We start from the raw sequence: 22,660 nt of genomic DNA, 5'->3' as shown, positions 1-22,660 counted from the left end.
CAATGTGTTAAAGCCACCCCAGCTCTTTCAATTTTTCAACTACCAAAAAAAGCTGCTGCGACCTGTCGAGATGACCATTATCCAACAACCATGCATCAGGTGCCTGAATAAGAGGACTCTCAGCCCGGGTGCTATCGATAAAATCGCGTTGTTTAACGTTTTCAAGAACCGAATTAAAATCGACCTGTTCACCTTTCTCAATCATTTCGTCATAACGACGTTTGGCACGAATTTCAGGCGCCGCTGTCATAAATATCTTAAGGTCAGCATTCGGAAAAACCACAGTTCCAATATCACGGCCATCCATAACCAAACCACCTTCGCGCCCCATTGCCTGCTGCAATTGAACCAAACGGCGTCGAACAAATCCAAAAGTACTTACAACACTAACACGACTACTAATCTCCAGAGTACGAATTTCCTTTTCAACATTCGCCCCATTAAGAAAAGTCTCCACAATGCCTGTAACCGGATTTTTTTTAAACAGGACCTCCACTTCTTCCATTTTTGACTGCAGCGTATCGGCATCAACCGTTTGCCCTTTTATCAAACCTTTGCGCAATGCAAATAAAGTAACAGCACGGTACATGGCGCCAGTATCAACATAACGTAAATCAAACCGTTGTGCTATATCTTTGGCAACCGTACTTTTTCCACAGGATGAATGACCATCAATGGCTATAATAATTTTCTTTAACTCCTTTTTCATAAACAATTTAAAAGCCTGAATCAGAACTACATAATAATAAAGTCAAACTTCAAAAACGAAAAAAATCAGGCAAACAAAGTTACAAATTAATTGAGAGGGTAAAAGAAAATAGATTTAAAGAGACTTAAAAAGAAGAAAGATTTGTCGTAATGGAAAAATAATTTGAAGAGGCTGCTAAATGATAACGACTTGAACCGTAGGAAAAATGAAATTTATAAATCCGGAGTCCAAAACCCCAGCTATAGCCCACTGTTGAAGTCTTAGCCTCAATGGCCAATTCTTGTCGCCGACGTGGATTAACACCCGCTGCCACATAAAAATTATCAGAAGGAACGAACTCAAGACCAAGCCTCAAATGCCGCATCATCTTCTTTCCAAACGAATCACCATCATCAAGAGAAGTTCCGCCTTCATCATCTGCCAAATCGTACGACAACGAACCCGTGAACAAATCCTGTGCGGTTAATGAAAATCGAAATGGTGCATGTGCCAGCTTTTTGGAGACGCCAATCTGAAAATCGCCTGGTAAACTTTGCAAAGATCCTGCGTCGTAGACCGATAACTGGTGCCCAAAATTGCGCCAGACCAGACCCGCCGTCAACAATTCGTCGGGATGGCGGTAAAATAAGCCCACATCAGCAGCTATACCCCACGAATCGTAAGCCTCTATTTTGCTTACTACCGGCTTCAATGACAAGCCCGCCGTCCAGCGTTCGCTTAAACTACGGCTATAGGATAGTTGAATAACAGTCTCTCCGGCTGAAAAATCACCGGTTTTCAGACCAGAAATATCTGCACCCTTAAACGAGCCATAATTAACATGCTGAAAACCAACAGATATATTACCAACACCCTCAACTGACCAGGCAAATCCGCCATAGCCATAACTAATGTCGGCCACATAAGGGGCATAACTGACCGAAGCTTGCCGTGTCAGGCGCGAGCTAAGCATGGCTGGATTGTTTAACAACATTGATATATCGGCACCAGAAAGCCCAACCTGATTTCCCCCTAACGAGGCCACACGGGCAGATGGGGTAACATCAAGGATCCCATACAACGATTCTCCTCCACGCTGAGCGACCAAAGCCACCGTCTGAATCAACAAAAATAAAACCGTCAGAATCCTTCGTGTCATTTGTAATATTTTAAAAAATAAACCGGGTTAGTAATTTCGCCATAACATTTGATAAGCTTTACTGACATATAAAACCTAACTTCTTAAACGCATCATCTGTCATATTGTTGCTTTAACCCATCCACAACCTGCAATACCGCCGGACAAATCAACGTGTTATGATAAGTCAATTTCAAAACCTGATAAAACCGCTTTCGATTGGTATGCGGATATTCACGACAGGCACGTGGTCTGTCTTCATAAATCATACAATAGTTATCCGGCATTAGAAATGGACAAGGGGCTTCTTTAAACACATAATCCCCATCCTCGTCGAGCCTTAAATGAGCATCAATCAATTGGGACGGTTTCATGCGCAATCGGCGTGCTATCCGATCAATATCCCTATCAATAAGAATAGGACTTGTTGTTTTGCAGCAATTGGCACATTCAAGACAATCAATCTTATTAAAAACCTCGTCATGTAAATTACCAACCACCAGATCCAATGATACTGGCCGCATTTTTCGCAGTCGTTCTAAAAAAATTTTATTACTACGCGCCTTATGCTTCGATTCAACGCTAAACTTCTTATAAAAGTCAGAATCCGCTCCTATCATATGGGCAAAAATACAGAAAAAGAAAATAACCTGACTAAAAACGAATACAGACAGGTTGATTCAAAACAATTTTACCGGATGTAGGTGTCAGTATTCCCGAGGCACGATCTCTTTTGTAAACGATAATGCTATTGCCGTTGCGATTTGCAACAAGAACAAAATGACCGGAAGGATCCAGCGAAAAATTTCGTGGCCACTCTATCCCTTCATTCACAAACCCCATCACACCAATATCTTTATCACCGGCTGAGAGCATAAACAATTGGTCAACGCCACGGACAGTGGCATACAAATATTTTCCATCGGCCGAAAAATGAATATCAGCAGCGGTATTACTTCGCGCTGTGGAGTCGGGCAACAAAGCCACCGACTTTCGTAATTTCGAATAGATATTCATTGAATCTTTAACCAACAAATCAATTGTTGAGTTCAACTCATTCATGATTGTCATATAGTCGCCCGAAGGATGAATAGCCATGTGACGCGGGCCTGCCCCTGGAGCCAGGTAAACAGCTTTCACGGGCACAACAGTGTCAGCTTTCACCTCATACACCATCACCTTGTCGGCTCCTAAATCTGCGACATAGGCGTAGCGCCCCTCCAAATCAGGAATCACTGAATGAACATGTGATTGTTCCTGACGCATTGAGTCGGGACCACTCCCTTCATGCACATATCGAACAACCTTATTTTTAGCCAACGTCCCGTCCTCTGCAATAGGGATAAAAACAACGTCGCCTGATGAATAATGAGCTAAAGCCACCCACCCATCACCAACTTCACTTACATAACAGGCGCCACTACCTTCATCAAACAAACTATCAACCAATGTTAATGAATTATCACTGATCTCCCTGCGATAAACAAACAAATCAGGCGCATCAACACCAGCCTCACTTGCAGCCAAAAGATATTGACCATCAGCAGTAAAATTCACATAGCTGGGATTAGCAACAGAAGCAACCAATCGGGGTGATGAAAGGGCGCCAGACACCGTATCTAAATCCGACACATAAATACCTTCAGAACCAGCTGAAGTGTATGTTCCAATATAAAAAGGGACCACGGTCCTTTCGGGTGTGTCAACGGCACATGATGCCATCAAAGCGACCCACAAAATTAACACTAATGATTGCCGGATTTTCATATAAAAAGATTTACAAATAAATGTCCGTATAAAACACAATATCCGAATATTACAGCCAATAAAATGGACACATCACTAACAAAACAGAGACATACAAACCTAATTAGTATTTGTCTATAAAGTCAACTTCTACGTTACGCTTGTCATAAAAACAGTCATTTACGAAAAGTAAACGCCTTGATTTTTATGACTTCGCAAGCCTTGAATTTGAACTTTATATTTCAAACCCTTAGTTTATGGACAGATTCTAATTAATTAAAAAAAACACATCACTCAGATAACATCATTTCAAAAACAAATTGAGTCCAACTTCTGCGTTCTAATCGTCCTAAGAATGGTACCATAGTCATAGTCCCCCCATTTCCAGGCTGCGCAAGACTCAAAATGAGACACTCTTATCTGCCACAAAATTTCAAAACAAACACTAATTACAATTTTATTACAACAAACATATTCCATAAACTTAGGAAATAATAACCAGTGACGCCATTTATCTATAACAACCATAACACCACTGCTCTATTCCGCAAGCGTAAAAATATCAAAAGCCGCCTGAATAGCAAACAATAATAGCCCTTAAAAACCTATATAACATCGTTTCTTCTGCTCAATAACACCTATTTATACACTTTTGATAATTTTCAATGTGAGATAAAAGGGCTAATTTTACAATCTGTTAACGTGCAATAATAAACAGTTAATATTATGGCAGATAAATCGAATCAAACGCTGTTTAGTGAATTTCCACCTGTTTCGACAGAAGAATGGATGGCTAAAATAACAGCGGATTTAAAAGGCGCTGATTTTGAAAAAAAACTCGTCTGGAAAACCAACGAAGGGTTTAATGTCCAACCTTTTTACAGAGAGCAGGACTTAAACAACATCGGTTACCTGAACAGTCTCCCGGGTGAATTCCCTTTCGTTAGGGGAACTAAAACAAAAAACCAATGGCTGGTTCGTCAGGACATCAACGTCCTAAAACCCGCCGAGGCCAACGAGAAGGCACTTAATTTACTCACTAAAGGAGTAAATGCCATCGGGTTCGTTTTTGAAGATGAAAAGTTCATAACCAAAGAAAGCGTTGCGACGCTATTAAAACACATTACCAGCAATGATGTTGAACTGAATTTTTCAACCAAACACGGCAATCTTAAACTACTGAAAATTCTGATCGAAGTATTAAAAGACCAAAACCGTGATTTGCAAACGGCTAAAGGGTCACTCAACTTCGATCCGTTGGGACAACTGACCATCAGCGGTAATAGTTGCGTACCGGTAGACGAATTGTTTGACACAACAGCACTGTTAGTGGAGGAAAACCAGAAGTTGCCCGGTTTTCAATCTATAACAGTCAACGCCAAACATTTCAACAATGCAGGTGCAACCATTGTACAGGAGCTGGGTTTTGGACTGGCGATGGCCAATGACTATGTAGCCCAATTAATTAAACGTGGTAAAACCATTAACGAGGCAGCCAAAAGCATACGATTCAGTTTTGGTATTGGTGGAAATTACTTCATGGAGATTGCCAAACTCCGTGCCGGACGGTTACTTTGGGCCAAAATTATTGAGGCGTACAAACCCGTTGGAATCGAAGCCGCAAAAATGGTTGTTCATTGTGAAACATCTGAGTGGAACAAAACCATTTACGATGCTTATGTAAATGTTCTCCGGGCACAAACAGAAGCAATGAGTGCCACCATTGGCGGCACCGACTCATTAACCGTTCAACCTTTTGACAAAATCTTCCGTCAACCCACCGCATTTAGTGAGCGCATAGCCCGGAACCAACAGCTGCTGCTGAAAGAAGAAGCATATCTGAATAAAATAACCGATCCTTCGGCCGGTAGTTACTACATCGAGAATCTTACCGACAGTATCGCCAACGAAGCCTGGAAATTATTCCTTGAAGTAGAGAAAAAAGGCGGCTATACAGAAGCTTTAAAAGGAGGATTCATACAAAATCAAATTAAAACAGCGGCAAAAGCTAAAAATGAAGAGTTGGCACAGCGTAAAGCCGCCCTTTTGGGAACCAACCAATATCCGAATACTTCCGAAGCCGTGGCAAAGACCATTGATGAGACCAAAGTCTTTACAAATGAAAGCCAGGGCACAGATGTGGAACCAATTCATCTGTACCGTGGAGCCGAAGAATTTGAGGCATTGCGCTTAGCTACCGAAAAAGCGGGCAAAAGGCCTAAAGTATTCATGCTGACCTATGGAAATTTGGCGATGCGGCTGGCCCGGTCACAATTTTCAGGTAACTTCTTTGGTTGTGCCGGATACGAAATAATCGATAATCTGGGCTTTGAAACGCCTGAAGCAGGTGCTGAAGCGGCACTCAAAGCAGATGCCGACATCGTTGTCATTTGCTCATCGGACGATGAATATGCAGAAGCGGCACCCAAAGCCTTCAAGGCTCTGAACAATAAAGCCATTTTAGTTGTAGCCGGAGCTCCTGCATGCATGGACGAGTTAAAAGCGCAAGGTATCAAACACTTCATCCATGTTCGGACCAACCTGCTGGAAACGCTCAAGGAGTTTAATCAAGTTTTAATTCACTAAACGCGAAGGCACAAAAACGCACGAATATCATATAATGACGTATGTTACTAACAGATTAACCCTGCTTCATTTATTGCAAGCGACAAGGTCAAAAAACAACATCATAGAAGAATCACCCCTTGTCCCGGAAACAACTCAAATGCAGGCGATATCAAAACAAACAGTCGTTTCGATAAAATGTGTGTTGGTGTTAAAATAAAACGAAAATGAGACCAGATTTTTCAAAAATAGACATCAAAAAACGCCCTTGTGACGTCGATGCAAAAACATGGGAACAAAAGCAAGGCATCAAAAAAGATTGGGTAACACCGGAGCGCATTCCTGTGAAGCCTGTCTACACCAAAGAAGACCTGGCGGGTATGGAACATTTGAACTATGCCGCCGGCTTACCTCCTTATCTGCGAGGCCCATACTCGGGTATGTATGCGATGCGTCCCTGGACTATACGTCAGTATGCCGGCTTCTCAACAGCCGAAGAGTCAAATGCCTTTTACAAACGTAATCTGGCGGCCGGCCAAAAAGGGTTATCCGTTGCTTTTGACCTGGCAACCCACCGGGGTTATGATTCTGATCACGAACGCGTTGTAGGCGACGTAGGAAAAGCAGGCGTGGCCATTGATTCGATCCTCGATATGAAGATCCTCTTTGATGGCATTCCATTGAACAAAATGTCAGTCTCCATGACCATGAACGGAGCAGTACTTCCAGTAATGGCTTTTTACATCGTAGCAGGATTAGAACAAGGCGCAAAACTCGAAGAACTATCAGGCACCATTCAAAATGACATTCTGAAAGAGTTCATGGTGCGTAACACCTATATTTATCCGCCAGAATTCTCAATGCGCATTATTGCAGATATTTTTGAGTACACGTCCAAATACATGCCCAAATTTAACAGTATCTCCATTTCAGGTTACCATATGCAGGAAGCGGGAGCAACCGCCGACCTTGAATTGGGCTATACGCTGGCCGATGGATTGGAATATCTTCGCACCGGAACACAAGCGGGCTTAAATATTGATGCTTTTGCTCCTCGGCTCTCATTTTTCTGGGCTATCGGGATGAACCATTTTATGGAAATAGCCAAATTGCGGGCGGCTCGTATGCTCTGGGCTAAAATTGTGAAACAATTTGATGCCAAAAACCCAAAATCACTGGCGCTGCGTACCCACTCTCAAACATCGGGATGGTCGCTGACCGAACAGGACCCATATAACAACATCGGCCGTACCTGCATTGAAGCAATGGCTGCGACACTGGGACATACCCAATCGCTCCACACCAACGCATTGGACGAAGCCATTGCATTACCCACCGATTTCTCGGCTCGCATTGCCCGGAACACACAAATATACATTCAGGAGGAAACCAAAATTTGCAGAGCCATTGATCCCTGGGCCGGGTCTTACTACGTAGAATCATTAACCAAAGAATTGGCCGAAAAAGCCTGGGCTCACATCCAGGAAGTTGAGGAAATGGGAGGAATGGCCAAAGCCATTGAAACCGGACTGCCTAAAATGCGAATTGAAGAGGCAGCAGCGCGAACGCAGGCAAAAATTGACAGTAACAAACAAGTGATTGTGGGCACCAACCGTTACCGTTTGGAAACTGAAGACCCCATCGACATCCTTGAAATCGATAATACAGCAGTTCGTAATTCCCAAATAGAAAGGTTGAAAAAACTTCGTGCCGAGCGTAACGAATCAGATGTTAAAGCCGCATTGGCAGCCATCACCAAATGTGTCGAAACGGGCGAAGGCAACTTACTGGAACTGGCGATTGATGCCGCACAAAAGCGCGCATCGCTGGGTGAAATTTCTTATGCATGCGAAAAAATTGTTGGAAGGTATAAAGCTGTGATACGTTCAATAAATGGAGTATACTCCGCAGAAGCCGGCAACGACGGTGAATTTGAAAAAGCCCGTGCTTTGGCCCGTCAATTTGCCGAAGCCGAAGGTCGCCAACCGCGAATTATGATTGCCAAAATGGGACAGGATGGTCACGACCGTGGCGCCAAGGTCGTTGCAACAGGCTATGCCGATATTGGATTCGATGTTGACATGGGGCCCTTATTTCAAACCCCGGCAGAAGCCGCCAAACAAGCCGTAGAAAACGACGTTCATGTTTTGGGTGTATCCTCATTGGCCGCCGGACATAAAACACTGGTTCCGCAAGTAATTGAAGAACTTAAAAAACTGGGTCGCGAAGATATAATGGTTATCGCCGGGGGCGTGATCCCTCATCAGGATTACCAATATCTTTACGATGCCGGCGTTGTTGGAATTTTTGGCCCCGGAACCTCAGTTGCCAAAGCAGCCACAGATATCCTTTCGTTATTGCTCAAAGCAGGAGAAGCATAATAACGCTTGACTCCATAAAAAAAGCAGCCCCCAAAAATAAAGGGCTGCTTTTTTTTAAAAAGAACAATAAACTAAACTAGAACCTAAATCCCAGTTTTAGCACAGGCTGTGCCAAAAAGGAAGTGGTATGGGCATCTACATCGTTGGCTTCCATTCCGGTTTGATAAAATACGCGTTTAGCTGAATACATATAGCTAACAGCCTTTATTTCAATACCAAGGTACATTCCTTCCGATAAATAGTAATCAATTCCACCTACAATACTACCACCAAGGGAATAAGATTCACCTCTGCGGGTATCATAAGTTGGAATGACCTCACCATTTCCATCCAGTCCGCGATAGCCATCAAAAATCTCCAATTGATTATAGATACTATTAAACTGAATGCCGGCATACGGACAAACACGTTCGTACTTGGACGACAAATAATAATCAGCACCTAAATCAAGAAAATATTGCATTCGACTGCGCCCCTCAAACATTCTAAAAGAAGGTTGATAAGTACCCGGGTAATACTCTCCCGTTGGATCATCAACACCATCCACATAATCCTGAGATGGAGATCCGCCAAAAGTACCACTGGCACTCAATCTTACAGCAATTTGTGAAGTGACAAAATATTTTGCTTCTATGCCGATAATATTTGTCAGGTCATTATAGGAAGAATAACTTGAAGCCGTAGGTTCAGAAACGGATACGCCATTTACTACACTACCGGGATACAAACCATTGTTAACTTCGTAATAGGAAACATCGCCAAAAGAAACCGCTCTTCCAAACTTCAGCGCTACTGATTTATCGCCTGCTTGTGGCCCATAGCCCTGCGCCTGAACATTCCCTTCAATTAACGCAAGGGTAAAAACCAACAGACATAACACTTTTATATTTCTCATAATATCAGGCTTATTTTTTGGATTAAACATTTTAAAGATTAGCCGGAAGCAAGCTTCCGGCCGATAGAAGTTCATTCCAAAAATTACTCACCAGATAATTCAAGATTAATTAAAGCCAAATAATTGGATGCCTTAGTTTCTTCAACTGTAAGCTGTTCCTGAAGATGTTCCAGTTCACTTTCCAAATTGGCAAGTTGCCCTTCCAGATAATCTACATCAGTAATATTTGCGTTATCAATCTGTTCCTGCAAATCATCAATATCAACATTCAGGTTAGCAATTGTGTTATCAAATGATTCCAAACGATTACTAATACGGTTATAATCCCCCTCAAAGGCATCTCTAACAGCAAGTGCCAGCCCGATCTCTTCATTCAAATCACTCATCTCATCATTGAGCGCATCCACATCGTCATTGGCAGCAAAATAATCATCTCTGGCAACAAAATAGGCATCCTTCAATGCGTCCACAGCGGCCGTTGGGTCAGCACCCAACATGTTTTCATAATAAGCAATAACTGCTACTACAACGGCACGATCGGCCTGCAATTCTTCCAGATCAGCTGTTTCATCATCAATAGATTCCTGAATGTCAGGAATTGTAATATCAGTCAGGTGCTCTATCAAATCTTCAATTTCTACATCATTATTGCCAAACCAGTTGTAAAAGTTACTGTTCCAACTATAAGCATTGTCTTCCGAATCAGAAATACCGAAACTAACAGCAGCCCCTGCAATATCATTTTTTATAGTCGTTAAATCATCATTAGCATCGTTATAGGCAGTCAATGCATCAGACATAGCATTATTGGCAGCCACCACAGCAGGAGCAGAAGTAGCATCACTTACCGGATCGGTATCCTGAGCTGTCAGTAAAGCCACATTATAAGCCTGAACCGCACTATTATAGGCAGCCAAAGCAGCGTCACGAGCCGTTTGTGCATTATTAAGAGGCGTTTTATAAGCATTATACAACGCTGTTACAGCAGCCAATTGATTTTGATAATAAGTTCTTTGTTCCTGAACAGAAGAAACAACTTCGCCCTGAGCCTGAATCATATCATCATAATCAACCAAAGAATAATATGAATCGTCGCCGGCACCTGGTTCACCCGTTACCTCTTCAAGAATATCGCCATCAATCTGACCAAAGAAACCTTCAGTAGAAGTAAAATCGGCTATATCATCAAGCATATCCTGAGCATCCTGATAATCATCCAAAGCATCCTGAACCAAATCACCGGCTTTAGTTGCGGCTGTATTTGCAGCATCAATTTCAGCTTGTAAATCAGTTTGATCAGCTAAAAGACCGGCATAAGCTACTTCAGCTGCATTCAAATCACTGTAAATAGCAGTCGGATCTTCATTGGCTGCAGCATATTTTACCTTCCAATCTTCTTCTTTATCAAGATCGCTTTTAGCCTGAGCCAAAGCATTCAACAAGAAATCAGAAGCTCCGCCAAAAGTCACAGCGATCTCTGTTTGATTAATTTCCTTTTGCTTAGCTATAATATCACTTCTAAAACCTTCAACTTTAGCAATAGCCGCTTTATATTTGGTCATGTACTCATCCAGAGCAGGATTTTCCGTTTCCGATTGAGCTATTTCTGCTTCCAAAGCACGAAGCGCCTGTTCCAACAAAACCTTTGAATCTGCTAAATCTGACTGAGCTTCAGCAACAGCCTGATCTAATTTAGATTGTTGAACAGCCCGCATAATTTCAATTTCCAATTCAGTAGAAGCAACCATTTTATCAGCCGTAGCTTGTTGAATTGTTGCCAAAGCTGCTTGATAAATAGAATCAGCAGAAATTAAAGCTGCTTCATGATTGGCTTTAGCCTGAATGTATGAAGCCTGAGCCATACGTAAAGCTTTTACGCCATCGGCTTCTTCATTTTTAATACAACTTGTTAACAATAGACCGGAAATCAATACGATACCGGTAATTAGCGTAATAATTCTTTTCATAATTTAATAAGTTGATAGGAATTAACTGTGATTATTATTTAAAATTTTCACCAAAAGTAAAGCAGATATTTAACATATTTCCTCGGAAACTGTCAATAATTGATCAATAAACAAGTTCTAGTGATGAACGCATAAAAAATTTTGATAAATAAATTTTAGGGCAATTAACTTGTACTATTTTTTTTAAAAAAATTCAATTATGGCAGCTCAAACAAGCAAAAAAACTGTAAAAATAGGACATATTACGCACTCAGTGATATTAAAAATTTCTAAAAATTGACAAGTGAATACGAATGATTGACAAACAAACAAAAAAATTTGATCAACGAGTTCTAGTGGAAATAATTTCAATTATACACATAACAAAATATAAATATTTAGTTAATTAGATAAGAAACGAGATATTCAGGCAACACCTATTCATAAAATCAGGCATTTAAGCCAGTTTATTAAAATTCAATGCTTGCAAAATCTGAGAAATATGAGGCTGACGATGTAAATGACCATTTTCAAAACGAGAGTAACAAAAAGGTCCTATTTTCTTGCTGACACTAAAATGAGAGCGACGCAATAATTAGGATCAGTCAACAAAACGAATGAGCATAACTTTACAGATCTCTAATTACCAACCACTTGACCTAAACCACGACTCCTTTTTCAAGTAATCAGACCTAAACAATCAATATTTGACTAATTTTACTGATGTTCAACAAAGGGCTAATGAACTATCTGGCACATCTGTATTTATCAGGCAACAATCCTGAAATAATGGTTGGCAATTTTATTGGCGACTATGTGAAAGGGCGCAATCATAACAAATACATTCAGGATATACAAAAAGGCATTATTCTGCACCGAAGAATAGATTCATTCACCGACAAACATCCGTTGGTCAAAATAAATGCAGAAATTTTCAGGCCGCTTTATCAAAGGTATTCTCTGGTCGTTATTGATATTGTAATGGATCATATCCTGGCAAAAAACTGGGAACGCTACTCGGAAATTGAGTTAAAAACATACGTAAACAAAGCTCATCAAATACTGATGAGACGCTACTTCAGCCTGCCACCCAAAGTGAAACAATTTTTACCATTTCTTATCAAAAGCCGACGACTGGAAAATTATCAACATATTGAAGGGATAAGTAAAACGCTAAACATTATGGCAACCCATTCATCATTGCCGAATCACAGTATAGAAGCTGTCCGGACAATAGAGGCGCATTATCCTTTTTTAGAAGAAAACTTCTTCCTGTTCTTTGATGAAATACGCTTAATGAGTGCTGCTTTTATCGCCGACAACATTACCGCCAACAGGTCTGATTGCCTTTAACATACGATTTTTACCAAAAATATCTTTCCGTAACATCACATCACAATACCCCATACCCAGCAGTAACCCGACTGTGGCATCACTAAAATTTTCATTAATCTCAAAAAAAAGACTTCCGCCCGGCTTTAAATACGATAGTCCTAGTTGAGCAATAACGTCATAAAATACCAGAGGTTGATCATCCTCGACGAACAAAGCTAAGTGAGGCTCATAATCAATTACGTTGGCATTCATAAATGGCCGTTCCTTTTGAGTCACGTAAGGTGGATTACTGACCATAACATCCAGCATCGGAGTGACAGCAGGCAATGCAGACAAAACATTCTGCAAAACAAAATCAACCTGAACGCCATTCTCACAGGCGTTTTCATTTGCCAGCTCCAAAGCCTCAGGCGACACATCCCAGGCTGAAGCCTGTATCCCCGGCCGACATTTTTTTATACTGACAGGAATACATCCGGTGCCTGTACCGATATCCAAAATATTAAAATCATCGTTTGGAAAGCAATCAAGTATCCACTGAACCAACGCCTCGGTTTCGGGTCGTGGTATTAATGCCCTCCTATCCGTTTTAAAAATCAAACCCATAAATTCGGTCTGTCCCAAAACATATTGAATAGGTTCATTCTGTTTCAACCGGCCAATGATTTGAGAAACAGAAATCGTTTCAGCTTCGGTCATTTTCTCATCGGCAAAAAGCAACATTTCTTTACGTTCATATCCCCGTAAAGCGTGAAAAATAAGCAATGAAAAGCTGCGGGCTTCATCGTCCCCAACCAACGGAGCGAGCTCATTACGTATCAATAAATCAATTTGACGAACACTCGGCATCGTAAGGCTTTTATAACATTAAAAATCTGAATTAGTGCAAAAATAAACATATATTAGCAAATCACACAAATTGCATACCGAGCAAAGATGACCACAGACGAAAAATACATGCAACGATGTCTGGACCTGGCGCGTCAGGCAGAAGGACTCACGCAGCCAAACCCGATGGTTGGCTCCGTCGTCGTTCACAACAACCAAATTATAGGCGAAGGTTTTCACCAAAAAGCAGGATTACCCCATGCCGAAGTTAATGCCATTAACTCTGTTAAAAACCAATCGTTGTTAAAAGAAAGCACCCTTTATGTCAACCTTGAGCCATGTGCCCATTATGGTAAAACACCCCCTTGCTCGTTACTCATCATTAAAAAAAAGATACCCCGCGTAGTAATCGGTTGCACCGACAGTTTCTCAGCCGTTTCAGGCAAAGGCATTCAGATGCTGAAAGAAGCTGGGATAAACGTTGTAGTAGGGACCCTCGGTAAAGAAAGCCGTGAAATAAACCGCCGGTTCTTTACTTTCCACGAGCAACAAAGGCCCTACGTCATACTAAAATGGGCACAGACCCGCGATGGATTAATTGACTACAACCGAAAAGCAGAAACCGACAACCGGCCAAACTGGATTACCAGCGAATCGACCCGCCGTTTAGTACACCTCTGGCGAAGTCGCGAACAGTCGATTATGGTAGGCTCAGTAACAGCCTTAAAAGACAACCCCTCACTGACGGTGAGAGACTGGAGCGGACCACATCCGTTACGAATCGTACTGGACCGGAAAAATGCCTTACCCCGGCATCTGGCACTGTTTGACGGAACCATCCCAACCCTGTTATTCACCGGCCATAAAGACGAATCCCTGCAAAAAGTGGAACAAATTGTCGTGCCATCAAACACAATGCCTGTTCATTTCATTTTAAACACCTTATTCAAAAGAGGTATTCAATCTCTTATTGTTGAAGGCGGCGCCAAATTACTTAACGCATTTATCGAATCCGGATTATGGGATGAAGCCCGTGTATTTACTGGAAATAAATGGTTTGAGAACGGCATAAAGGCTCCCTCTACCGGCAAAATGCCAGTTCAACGACAAATATTAACCGACAGCGAGCTACTTATTTATCGTAACAATTTAATAATTTAGCGACCAGATAAACGCTCTATAATACAACCCTGCAGCCTAACAGTCCGCCCATTACCCACGAATATCAATTATAGCATGGAAATATTTCATCACCTGATAGGAATCATCAATCCAATAGCAATTGGACTTTACGTCGTCAGCATCTTAGTCGTAGTTATATTCACCATTCTGGAAAACCGCAATCCGGTCAAAACAATATCATGGGTCCTGGTTCTGATTCTACTACCGGTTATTGGTTTTATATTTTTCATTTTTTTCGGACAAAATCTAAGAAAAGAAAAAATAATTGCGCGCAAAGGGTTACGTAATCATGAAAATCTCAGCCGTCTGGCACATGCCCAAATCACTCAGATTACCGAAGGCGAAAAATTCACATCCGCCGAAATCGAAGAAAAAAGAAGCCTCATATCGCTGCTGTTAAACAACAGCAATGCCGTTGTAACCATTGGCAATCAAATTGACATTCTGAACAATGGCATCCCAACCTTCGAAGCAATCTTTGCAGAACTAAAAAAAGCAAAACAATTTATTCATCTGGAATATTACATTTTTTCGGAAGACATCATCGGACGAAAAGTAAAAAAACTGCTGAAAGAGAAAGCGGCAGAAGGCATAGAGATACGTTTAATAGTTGACGATGTGGGAAGCTGGCAACTTAAAAAGGATTTTTTTGAAGAAATGTGGGCCTCCAACATTCAGGTATATTCGTTCCTGCAGGTCCGTTTCCCGGCATTTACCAGCAAGGTAAACTACCGAAATCACCGAAAAATAATCATCGTTGACGGTCAAATAGGATTCCTGGGCGGCATCAATATTGCCGACCGCTATCTGCACGGCAGCGAGAAGCTGGGTATTTGGCGCGACACACATCTTCGGCTTGAAGGCGATGCCGTTAACACACTGCAGACCATCTTCCTCACCGACTGGTTTTTTGTCTGCCAAACAGAATTATCAAATCCAAAATATTTCCCCACAAAACCACCCACAGGTAATAAACTGGTTCAAATAGTAGCCAGTGGCCCCGACACGGACTGGCCGGGCATCATGATGGGAATTTTTCAGGCCGTGGCATCAGCCAAAAAATATGTATATATCGCCACACCCTACTTCATGCCAAGCGAAGGCGTTCTTATGGCATTAAAAACGGCGGCAATGGGAAATATTGATGTCCGGATTCTTATTCCGGAAAAAAGCGATGCGTTCATCACACACTTATCTTCGCACTCCTTTATCCGTGAAATGCTGGATGCCAATGTGAAATTTTATTTCTACCAGAAAGGGTTTCTACACTCAAAGGTGATGATTGTGGACGATATTGTAAGCATGGTGGGCTCTGCCAATATGGACTTCAGAAGCTTTGAACAGAACTTTGAAGTTTCGGCATTTGTATTTGATAAAGAAACGGCACTCGAATTAAGAAGAACTTTTGAAGAAGATCTTACTGACAGTCGATTGATCATATCTGAAGACTGGATGAACCGCTCAAAAAAGGAAAAAATAAAAGAATCATTTGCTCGATTAGTAAGCCCACTACTATAAAAATAGCCCACGGTTTTTACCGTGGGCTATATATTTAGAACTTGTAGAAAAATTCAACTCCGGGGTTATGCTGCTCCTAAAAATAATTATTTACCATAGTAAACTTACATTTCTTCAGTCTTCGCAAGCCTTGAATTTGAAAATTTCTCATCAAGCATTTAAATCTATTTACAGATTGCAAACTTATTTATTAGAATATAGAAAATGCAACCGTTAAGCCACTCATAACAACCGACACCATCGTCATTAATTTAATCAGAATATTAAGCGAAGGACCGGAAGTATCCTTGAAAGGATCGCCCACAGTATCGCCGACAACACCGGCTTTATGCGCGTCACTTCCTTTTCCACCAAAGTTACCTTTTTCAATATACTTTTTGGCATTATCCCAGGCGCCACCGGCATTATTCAACATACACGCCAGTGTGAAGCCCGTTGTCAGACCTCCCATAAGCAGACCGACAACACCAGCAACACCAAAAACCAGACCTACAACAACAGGCACTGCAATGGCCAACAAAGAAGGTAACACCATCTCTTTCTGAGCTCCCTTAGTTGAAATAGCAACACAGCGGGCATAATCAGGTTTTGCTTTACGCTCCATAATGCCCACTATTTCACGAAACTGACGACGCACCTCTTCAACCATATCGCCGGCAGCACGACCAACAGCCTTCATGGTTAATGCACAAAAGACAAAAGCCATCATAGCACCGAGGAAAATACCACCTATTAATAACGGATTAAAGATCGACAGATCATAAGCCGAAACAAAATCCGGAATAGAAGCCGTTGTTACGTCAATAAAATGTTTGCCTTCAACGGCAACTGAGGGCATCTGACCTTTAAAAAACAAGACATCGCCCACTTCTTTAAACCCATCAACAGAAGCCGTAGCCATTTTTCCCAGCCACAGGCGTACTTCTTCCATATAAGCAGCCAGCAAAGCCATGGCAGTCAAAGCGGCCGATCCAATAGCAAAACCTTTACCGGTAGCCGCGGTGGTGTTGCCCAACATATCAAGCGCATCGGTACGCTGTCTTACTTCGGCAGGTAACTCCGACATTTCAGCATTTCCACCGGCATTATCGGCAATGGGACCAAAAGCATCGGTGGCCAGAGTGATGCCCAACGTTGACAGCATACCCACAGCAGCAAATCCAATCCCATATACGCCCTGAGCAAAATGCGTAAAACCGCCGGCAAAACCGTAGGCTGCAATAATCCCAAAAACAATGGTAACCACCGGAATCCAGGTAGAAAACATTCCAACAGCCATACCGTCAATAATGGTGGTTGCAGGACCTTTCAAAGCCTGACGCGCAATACCCCTTGTCGGTTTATATTCATCAGAAGTAAAATATTCGGTTCCCTGTCCGATAATAACACCGGCCACTAAGCCAGCTACCACAGAACCAAAAACACCCCATGAAATCCAATCAAACCAGGCTAACCCGGCTATGGCCAACAAAATCAAAGCAGAACTTCCACCGGTACCAACCAAAAGCGCATTTAACAGATTCTTCTGTGTTGCCGACTCTTTGGCCCGAACCATATAAATACCAAGTATTGAAAGCAAAATACCAATGGCGGCCACAATCATAGGTGCAATAATAGCCCTTAACTGTCCATCGTTGGTTAACCCCGGCAAAGCAGCTCCAAGGGCAGCCGTGGCCAAAATAGAACCGCAATACGACTCATAAAGGTCAGCACCCATACCGGCCACATCGCCTACATTATCACCTACATTATCGGCAATGGTAGCAGGATTTCGTGGATCATCCTCAGGAATATTAGCTTCCACTTTTCCAACAAGATCGGCACCCACATCGGCTGCTTTGGTAAATATACCACCACCAACACGTGCAAACAAAGCCTGTGTAGAAGCACCCATTCCGAAGGTTAACATGGTCGCAGTAATTTCCACCATTTTTTGATGCTCACCAGTAGCAGGATGCACAAAAGGGAGGCCCAAAAACTGAAGGCCATTAGCCATGTTTTCGGGTGTAAAAATAATGTCATTAAGAAACCAAAACCAGAGGGCAATGTCCAGCAGACCAAATCCAACAACAACCAGCCCCATTACGGCACCACTGCGAAAAGCAATTTTCAGCCCCTTATTCAGCGACTCGGAAGCCCCCTGAGCCGTGCGTGCCGAAGCATGTGTGGCGGTCTTCATACCCAGATAACCACATAGACCGGAGAAAAAACCACCCGTCAAAAAGGCCACAGGCACAAAAGGATTCTGAACTCCCAGGTAAGCCAAAACGGCCAACAAAACGACCAGGACTACAAACACCTTAATAACAACACGATACTGACTACTAAGGTAAGCCATTGCCCCTTCACGAACATGCTGGGCAATTTCCTTCATAGTAGCATTTCCCTCCGAATTTTTCATCATTTGCCGGAAAAAAATCCAGGCAAACAATAACGCCAATAATGACGTTAGAGGTACAATTACAAAAATAGAAGTAAGCATAAACAATAAAATTAAGTTAACGATTTATTATATATTACTTTAAACATTCAGAATACAGACATATTCAAAAAGAAATACGGCATCAATCGTCGCCACTTCCCAATGAAAACTTAAATTTCTTAACAAAACTAAAAGTAACAAAAATATCGCTCAGCACCTGTGATAAACTGATCAAAAAAGTACGAGAATTTGTCGCTAAAAAAAACACAAATAAAGGCCAACCCTAAGAGAGCTGACCTTCTATATTTCGTATAAAAACCTACATTAACTTGCCTGAAGCAAAATCATATTTGCTTTCTCAATCTTCTCACGGGCCATTGCGAGCGTAACTTTCAACTTCCCTGTTTTTGTTCCGGGTGTTTCAAACATAAAATCCATCATTATTGTTTCGCAAATAGAACGCAAACCACGCGCACCCAATTTAAACTCCAACGATTTATCAACAATATAATCGAGCACCTCTTCCTCAAATTCCAACTCAATTTTATCCATTTGGAAAAGCTTGACATATTGCTTAACGATGGAATTCTTCGGCTCCGTCAAAATCTTACGCAAAACATCACGATTCAATGGGTTCAAATAAGTGAGTACAGGCAGTCGTCCTATAATTTCAGGAATCAGTCCAAACGATTTCAAATCCTGAGGCGCAATATATTGAAGCAAATTATTGGCATCGAGTTCGTAACGTTTTTCGCCGGCCTTATACCCCACAACGCGGGTATTTAAACGCTGGCCAATTTTGCGCTCAATACCATCAAAGGCACCACCGCAAACAAACAAGATATTCTTGGTATTAACAGGGATCATTTTTTGGTCAGGATGCTTACGTCCGCCTTGTGGTGGTACATTTACAATAGAACCTTCGAGCAATTTCAGAAGTCCTTGCTGAACACCTTCACCAGACACATCGCGTGTAATAGAAGGATTATCACCCTTACGGGCAATTTTATCTATTTCGTCAATAAAAACAATCCCCTTTTCAGCCGCTTCAACATTATAGTCGGCAGCCTGTAACAACCGGGTTAAGATACTTTCTATATCTTCGCCCACATAACCAGCTTCGGTTAAGACCGTTGCATCGACAATGGTAAAAGGGACATGCAGCATACGCGCAATGGTGCGGGCCAACAATGTTTTACCGGTTCCTGTTTCACCAACCAGGACAATATTCGATTTTTCAATTTCTACCTCTTCAGACGAAGGCGGCTGCATTAATCGTTTATAATGGTTATAAACGGCTACCGACAAAAACTTTTTGGCTTCATCCTGTCCAATCACATACTGGTCAAGAAAATTTTTTATCTCCATCGGCTTCAACACCTTCACCCCATTAATGTCAAAAGAATCCTTCTTTTTAAATTCTTCTGCCAAGATAGAATGTGCCTGTTCAATACAACTGTCACAGATATGTCCTGAGACACCAGCTATTAAAAGATTAGTATCCTTACGACTACGACCACAAAACGAACATTTATCCATACAAAAACCTCCTGCTATCAATAAACAGATAATGCAGGATCAGGCACTTAAGGGCCGATTCTGCACAATCTCTATCTTTGAAAAAAATGATTACTTCTTTTTCTCTCTCACCAAGACTTCATCAATCATACCGTACTCTTTAGCTTCGGCTGCTGTCATCCAGAAATCACGATCCGAATCTTTTTCAATTTTCTTGAACGTATTTCCGGAGTGCTCAGCTATAATGGTATAAAGCTCTTTACGCATCTTAACAATCTCACGAGTTGTAATTTCAATATCAACAGATTGACCTTGCGTTCCGCCCATAGGCTGGTGAATCATAACCCGCGAATGACGAAGCGCAGAGCGTTTCCCTTTGGTACCAGCAGTGAGTAAAACAGCCCCCATCGAAGCAGCCATTCCGGTGCATATTGTCGCCACATCGGATGTAATGTACTGCATGGTATCATAAATACCCAATCCTGCATGAACAGAACCGCCCGGGGTATTGAAATAAATTGAGATGTCCTTGGATGGATCAGTTGAATCAAGATAAAGCAGTTGAGCCTGAATGATATTGGCTACATAATCATCAATTGGCAACCCCAAAAAGATAATACGATCCATCATCAACCTGGAAAAAACATCCATGGAAGCCACATTCAACTGACGTTCCTCAATAATGGTGGGGGAGATATAGCTGTCGGTCATAGAAGAATACTGCTCCATTACCATACTGCTGATACCTCTGTGCTTGGTAGCATACTTATAAAAATCTCCTGGATCTGTCATCTCTAATAATTTTAAATTAGCAATTCACTAAATTATAAAAAACCAATGGAACTGCCGAATACCAATACACTAAATCAAAATTGAGCGTTCAATTTTCAGGATCAGTTATTCTCAAATAACTTGTTAAACTCGTCGCGTGTCACGACTTTTTCATCCAGCTTAACAGCCTCTTTAATATAAGCGATCACTTTATCGGTAATAGCACCTTCGGCCATCTGGCGGCCCTGTTGTTGATCTTTCAGCATATCCATGGCATAATTGACGATATAATCATCGGGAATATTAGTAAGGCCATACTGCATAAACTGTGCTTTAGCCGACTTCTTGGCAAACTCCACCACATCTGATTCTTCAACCTTCAACTCATTGGCCTTAATCAATTCATTTTTGATCAACTGCCATTTTAAATCTTCTAGGAAAGAAGGCATATCCTTATCTATCTGCTCATCGGTCAATTTTTCATCGCCGCGATTAGTTGCTTTCATCCATCGTTTCAGGAAATCTTCCGGCAATTTCAAATTAACTTTATTGGTCAATTTATTACGGGCATCCACCGAAAAACGATAATCAGACTCCAACAAATAATTTTTCTCAAGATCTTCCTTTACTTTGGCACGCATTTCCTCTTCTGAAGAAACAACGCCGGCACCAAACACTTTATCAAATAAATCCTGAGTCAATTCGGGCTCAACAAATTCAGTGATTTCCTTTATGGTTAAACGGAATGAACCAGTAACCTCAGCAGCCTGTTCCTTGGTAATTTTAAGAATATAAGAAACCTCGGTATCATTAGGGAAAGCCTTTTTTACATCAAAAACGACTTCTTCTCCGACAGCTTTTCCGATAAATTTTTTCTGTTCCTTCTTATCTTTAATAACGCTCACCGACAAAACAGTGTCTTCGGCAAAAATTCCGTTTTCAAGGACATTTCCGGCATCATCCAACTGAACAATATTTCCTTTAACCAATGACTCGGCAGAAACAGTCTCAACCGCTTTATTTTCACCAAAGCGACCTGTAATATTTTTCAATTGACCATCGACCAATTCATCGGTCATTTCAATGGTATAATAAGGAATTTTATCACGCTTGGTTAATTTCATCTCCACCTTGGGTGCCAAAGCAATATCGAAAGCAAACTCAAAGCTACTTTGATTATCGAAATCAATAGGTTTTTGGCTTTCACTAGGAAGAGGTTCTCCCAGAATTTCAAGTTTTTCTTCGGTCAGATGATTTGAAAGATTCTCAGAGACCAATTTATTGATTTCATCAACAGTCGCAGCATTGCCGTACATTTTTTTGATCAGACCGGCAGGAACCTTACCGGGACGGAAACCCGGCATTTGCGCTTTCTTCTGATAATTTTTCAGAACGTCAGCAACACGTGCTTCGTAATCTTCCCTCTCAATGGTCAGTTTAATCACTGCATTAAGCTCATCAATGTTTTCCCTAGAGATGTTCATCCGTTAATAATTAAATTAAGTTACTGGTTTGATGTTTCGACGCGAAAAAAACAAAAAATCCGCGTTGTCCATCAACAATTTATCGTCAAAATAAATACACAAATAGTGATTGCAAGAAAAGTCCGACTTCTGTGCTATGCTTGTCCTCAAAATGGTCATTTCATCAGGAAACTCTCGTTTATCGGTATTGGCAAGTTTTAAATCTGAATATTTCTCATCAAACACTTGAGTTTTCTTGCTGAT

The 22,660-nt window shown here is 41.5% G+C and carries 16 protein-coding genes; 5 read left to right on the top strand and 11 right to left on the bottom strand.

All coding sequences use genetic code 11. From position 1 onward, the window contains the following. Positions 1-7: 7 nt before the first annotated feature. From cmk to ACT3CD_RS02035, 4 genes are all read right to left on the bottom strand, one after another. Positions 8-709, bottom strand: a complete 702-nt coding sequence (cmk, locus tag ACT3CD_RS02050) for a (d)CMP kinase (protein WP_444642453.1) — start codon at positions 707-709, stop codon at positions 8-10. A 124-nt stretch (positions 710-833) separates the two neighbouring features. Continuing rightward, on the bottom strand, positions 834-1,847 hold the full coding sequence (porQ, locus tag ACT3CD_RS02045) for a type IX secretion system protein PorQ (protein WP_444642451.1): 1,014 nt from the start codon (positions 1,845-1,847) through the stop codon (positions 834-836). 92 nt (positions 1,848-1,939) lie between these two features. Beyond that, positions 1,940-2,446 carry a YkgJ family cysteine cluster protein gene (locus tag ACT3CD_RS02040; protein ID WP_444642450.1) on the bottom strand — a complete coding sequence of 169 codons (507 nt, stop codon included), beginning with the start codon at positions 2,444-2,446 and terminating at the stop codon, positions 1,940-1,942. A gap of 34 nt (positions 2,447-2,480) precedes the next feature. Then, positions 2,481-3,593, bottom strand: a complete 1,113-nt coding sequence (locus ACT3CD_RS02035) for a lactonase family protein (protein WP_444642448.1) — start codon at positions 3,591-3,593, stop codon at positions 2,481-2,483. Between the two features lie 705 nt (positions 3,594-4,298). On the opposite strand from ACT3CD_RS02035, the gene ACT3CD_RS02030 reads away from it, so the two are divergent. After that, positions 4,299-6,158, top strand: a complete 1,860-nt coding sequence (locus ACT3CD_RS02030) for a methylmalonyl-CoA mutase family protein (RefSeq protein ID WP_444642447.1) — start codon at positions 4,299-4,301, stop codon at positions 6,156-6,158. A 206-nt stretch (positions 6,159-6,364) separates the two neighbouring features. Further along, positions 6,365-8,518: a methylmalonyl-CoA mutase gene (gene scpA / locus ACT3CD_RS02025; protein WP_444642445.1), complete on the top strand. Its 2,154-nt coding sequence runs from the start codon at positions 6,365-6,367 to the stop codon at positions 8,516-8,518. 76 nt (positions 8,519-8,594) lie between these two features. On the opposite strand, the gene ACT3CD_RS02020 is transcribed toward scpA, so the two are convergent. Both ACT3CD_RS02020 and ACT3CD_RS02015 read right to left on the bottom strand, forming a co-directional pair. Further along, positions 8,595-9,413, bottom strand: coding sequence for a BT1926 family outer membrane beta-barrel protein (locus ACT3CD_RS02020; RefSeq protein ID WP_444642443.1), 819 nt, complete (start codon positions 9,411-9,413; stop codon positions 8,595-8,597). An 83-nt stretch (positions 9,414-9,496) separates the two neighbouring features. Beyond that, entirely contained in the window at positions 9,497-11,380 is a 1,884-nt protein-coding gene (locus tag ACT3CD_RS02015) for a hypothetical protein (protein ID WP_444642441.1), read from the bottom strand. A gap of 720 nt (positions 11,381-12,100) precedes the next feature. On the opposite strand from ACT3CD_RS02015, the gene ACT3CD_RS02010 reads away from it, so the two are divergent. Further along, positions 12,101-12,712 carry an acyl carrier protein phosphodiesterase gene (locus tag ACT3CD_RS02010; protein WP_444642439.1) on the top strand — a complete coding sequence of 204 codons (612 nt, stop codon included), beginning with the start codon at positions 12,101-12,103 and terminating at the stop codon, positions 12,710-12,712. Here the strand turns inward: ACT3CD_RS02010 and prmC are convergent. Then, complete coding sequence (gene prmC / locus ACT3CD_RS02005) at positions 12,653-13,543, bottom strand: peptide chain release factor N(5)-glutamine methyltransferase (RefSeq protein WP_444642437.1); 891 nt, start codon at positions 13,541-13,543, stop codon at positions 12,653-12,655. The genes ACT3CD_RS02010 and prmC overlap by 60 nt on opposite strands. Before the next feature lie 87 nt (positions 13,544-13,630). On the opposite strand from prmC, the gene ribD reads away from it, so the two are divergent. Continuing rightward, positions 13,631-14,683, top strand: a complete 1,053-nt coding sequence (gene ribD, locus ACT3CD_RS02000; protein ID WP_444642435.1) for a bifunctional diaminohydroxyphosphoribosylaminopyrimidine deaminase/5-amino-6-(5-phosphoribosylamino)uracil reductase RibD — start codon at positions 13,631-13,633, stop codon at positions 14,681-14,683. Between the two features lie 75 nt (positions 14,684-14,758). Then, positions 14,759-16,222: a cardiolipin synthase gene (gene cls / locus ACT3CD_RS01995; protein ID WP_444642433.1), complete on the top strand. Its 1,464-nt coding sequence runs from the start codon at positions 14,759-14,761 to the stop codon at positions 16,220-16,222. A 190-nt stretch (positions 16,223-16,412) separates the two neighbouring features. On the opposite strand, the gene ACT3CD_RS01990 is transcribed toward cls, so the two are convergent. The 4 genes from ACT3CD_RS01990 to tig form a co-directional block, all read right to left on the bottom strand. After that, positions 16,413-18,704: a sodium-translocating pyrophosphatase gene (locus tag ACT3CD_RS01990; protein WP_444642431.1), complete on the bottom strand. Its 2,292-nt coding sequence runs from the start codon at positions 18,702-18,704 to the stop codon at positions 16,413-16,415. Positions 18,705-18,968: 264 nt separating this feature from the next. Beyond that, a complete protein-coding gene (clpX, locus tag ACT3CD_RS01985; RefSeq protein ID WP_444642429.1) occupies positions 18,969-20,183 on the bottom strand; it encodes an ATP-dependent Clp protease ATP-binding subunit ClpX in 1,215 nt (404 codons plus the stop codon). Between the two features lie 90 nt (positions 20,184-20,273). Further along, positions 20,274-20,954, bottom strand: coding sequence for an ATP-dependent Clp endopeptidase proteolytic subunit ClpP (gene clpP / locus ACT3CD_RS01980; RefSeq protein ID WP_444642427.1), 681 nt, complete (start codon positions 20,952-20,954; stop codon positions 20,274-20,276). Between the two features lie 101 nt (positions 20,955-21,055). Continuing rightward, the gene (gene tig / locus ACT3CD_RS01975; RefSeq protein WP_444642425.1) at positions 21,056-22,417 is read right to left on the bottom strand and encodes a trigger factor; all 1,362 of its coding nucleotides are present in this window, start codon (positions 22,415-22,417) and stop codon (positions 21,056-21,058) included. Between the last annotated feature and the right edge of the window lie 243 nt (positions 22,418-22,660).

It is taken from the genome of Geofilum sp. OHC36d9 (assembly GCF_052400685.1).
Lineage (GTDB): Bacteria > Bacteroidota > Bacteroidia > Bacteroidales > Marinilabiliaceae > CAZHHH01.
This window is presented reverse-complemented; position numbering and strand designations above follow the sequence as displayed.

What these genes read in the sequence shown, in the direction of transcription:
- cmk (WP_444642453.1), bottom strand. Translation starts at nt 709, where the DNA reads ATGAAAAAGGAGTTAAAGAAAATTATTATAGCCATTGATGGTCATTCA.
- porQ (WP_444642451.1), bottom strand. Translation starts at nt 1,847, where the DNA reads ATGACACGAAGGATTCTGACGGTTTTATTTTTGTTGATTCAGACGGTG.
- ACT3CD_RS02040 (WP_444642450.1), bottom strand. Translation starts at nt 2,446, where the DNA reads ATGATAGGAGCGGATTCTGACTTTTATAAGAAGTTTAGCGTTGAATCG.
- ACT3CD_RS02035 (WP_444642448.1), bottom strand. Translation starts at nt 3,593, where the DNA reads ATGAAAATCCGGCAATCATTAGTGTTAATTTTGTGGGTCGCTTTGATG.
- ACT3CD_RS02030 (WP_444642447.1), top strand. Translation starts at nt 4,299, where the DNA reads ATGGCAGATAAATCGAATCAAACGCTGTTTAGTGAATTTCCACCTGTT.
- scpA (WP_444642445.1), top strand. Translation starts at nt 6,365, where the DNA reads ATGAGACCAGATTTTTCAAAAATAGACATCAAAAAACGCCCTTGTGAC.
- ACT3CD_RS02020 (WP_444642443.1), bottom strand. Translation starts at nt 9,413, where the DNA reads ATGAGAAATATAAAAGTGTTATGTCTGTTGGTTTTTACCCTTGCGTTA.
- ACT3CD_RS02015 (WP_444642441.1), bottom strand. Translation starts at nt 11,380, where the DNA reads ATGAAAAGAATTATTACGCTAATTACCGGTATCGTATTGATTTCCGGT.
- ACT3CD_RS02010 (WP_444642439.1), top strand. Translation starts at nt 12,101, where the DNA reads ATGAACTATCTGGCACATCTGTATTTATCAGGCAACAATCCTGAAATA.
- prmC (WP_444642437.1), bottom strand. Translation starts at nt 13,543, where the DNA reads ATGCCGAGTGTTCGTCAAATTGATTTATTGATACGTAATGAGCTCGCT.
- ribD (WP_444642435.1), top strand. Translation starts at nt 13,631, where the DNA reads ATGACCACAGACGAAAAATACATGCAACGATGTCTGGACCTGGCGCGT.
- cls (WP_444642433.1), top strand. Translation starts at nt 14,759, where the DNA reads ATGGAAATATTTCATCACCTGATAGGAATCATCAATCCAATAGCAATT.
- ACT3CD_RS01990 (WP_444642431.1), bottom strand. Translation starts at nt 18,704, where the DNA reads ATGCTTACTTCTATTTTTGTAATTGTACCTCTAACGTCATTATTGGCG.
- clpX (WP_444642429.1), bottom strand. Translation starts at nt 20,183, where the DNA reads ATGGATAAATGTTCGTTTTGTGGTCGTAGTCGTAAGGATACTAATCTT.
- clpP (WP_444642427.1), bottom strand. Translation starts at nt 20,954, where the DNA reads ATGACAGATCCAGGAGATTTTTATAAGTATGCTACCAAGCACAGAGGT.
- tig (WP_444642425.1), bottom strand. Translation starts at nt 22,417, where the DNA reads ATGAACATCTCTAGGGAAAACATTGATGAGCTTAATGCAGTGATTAAA.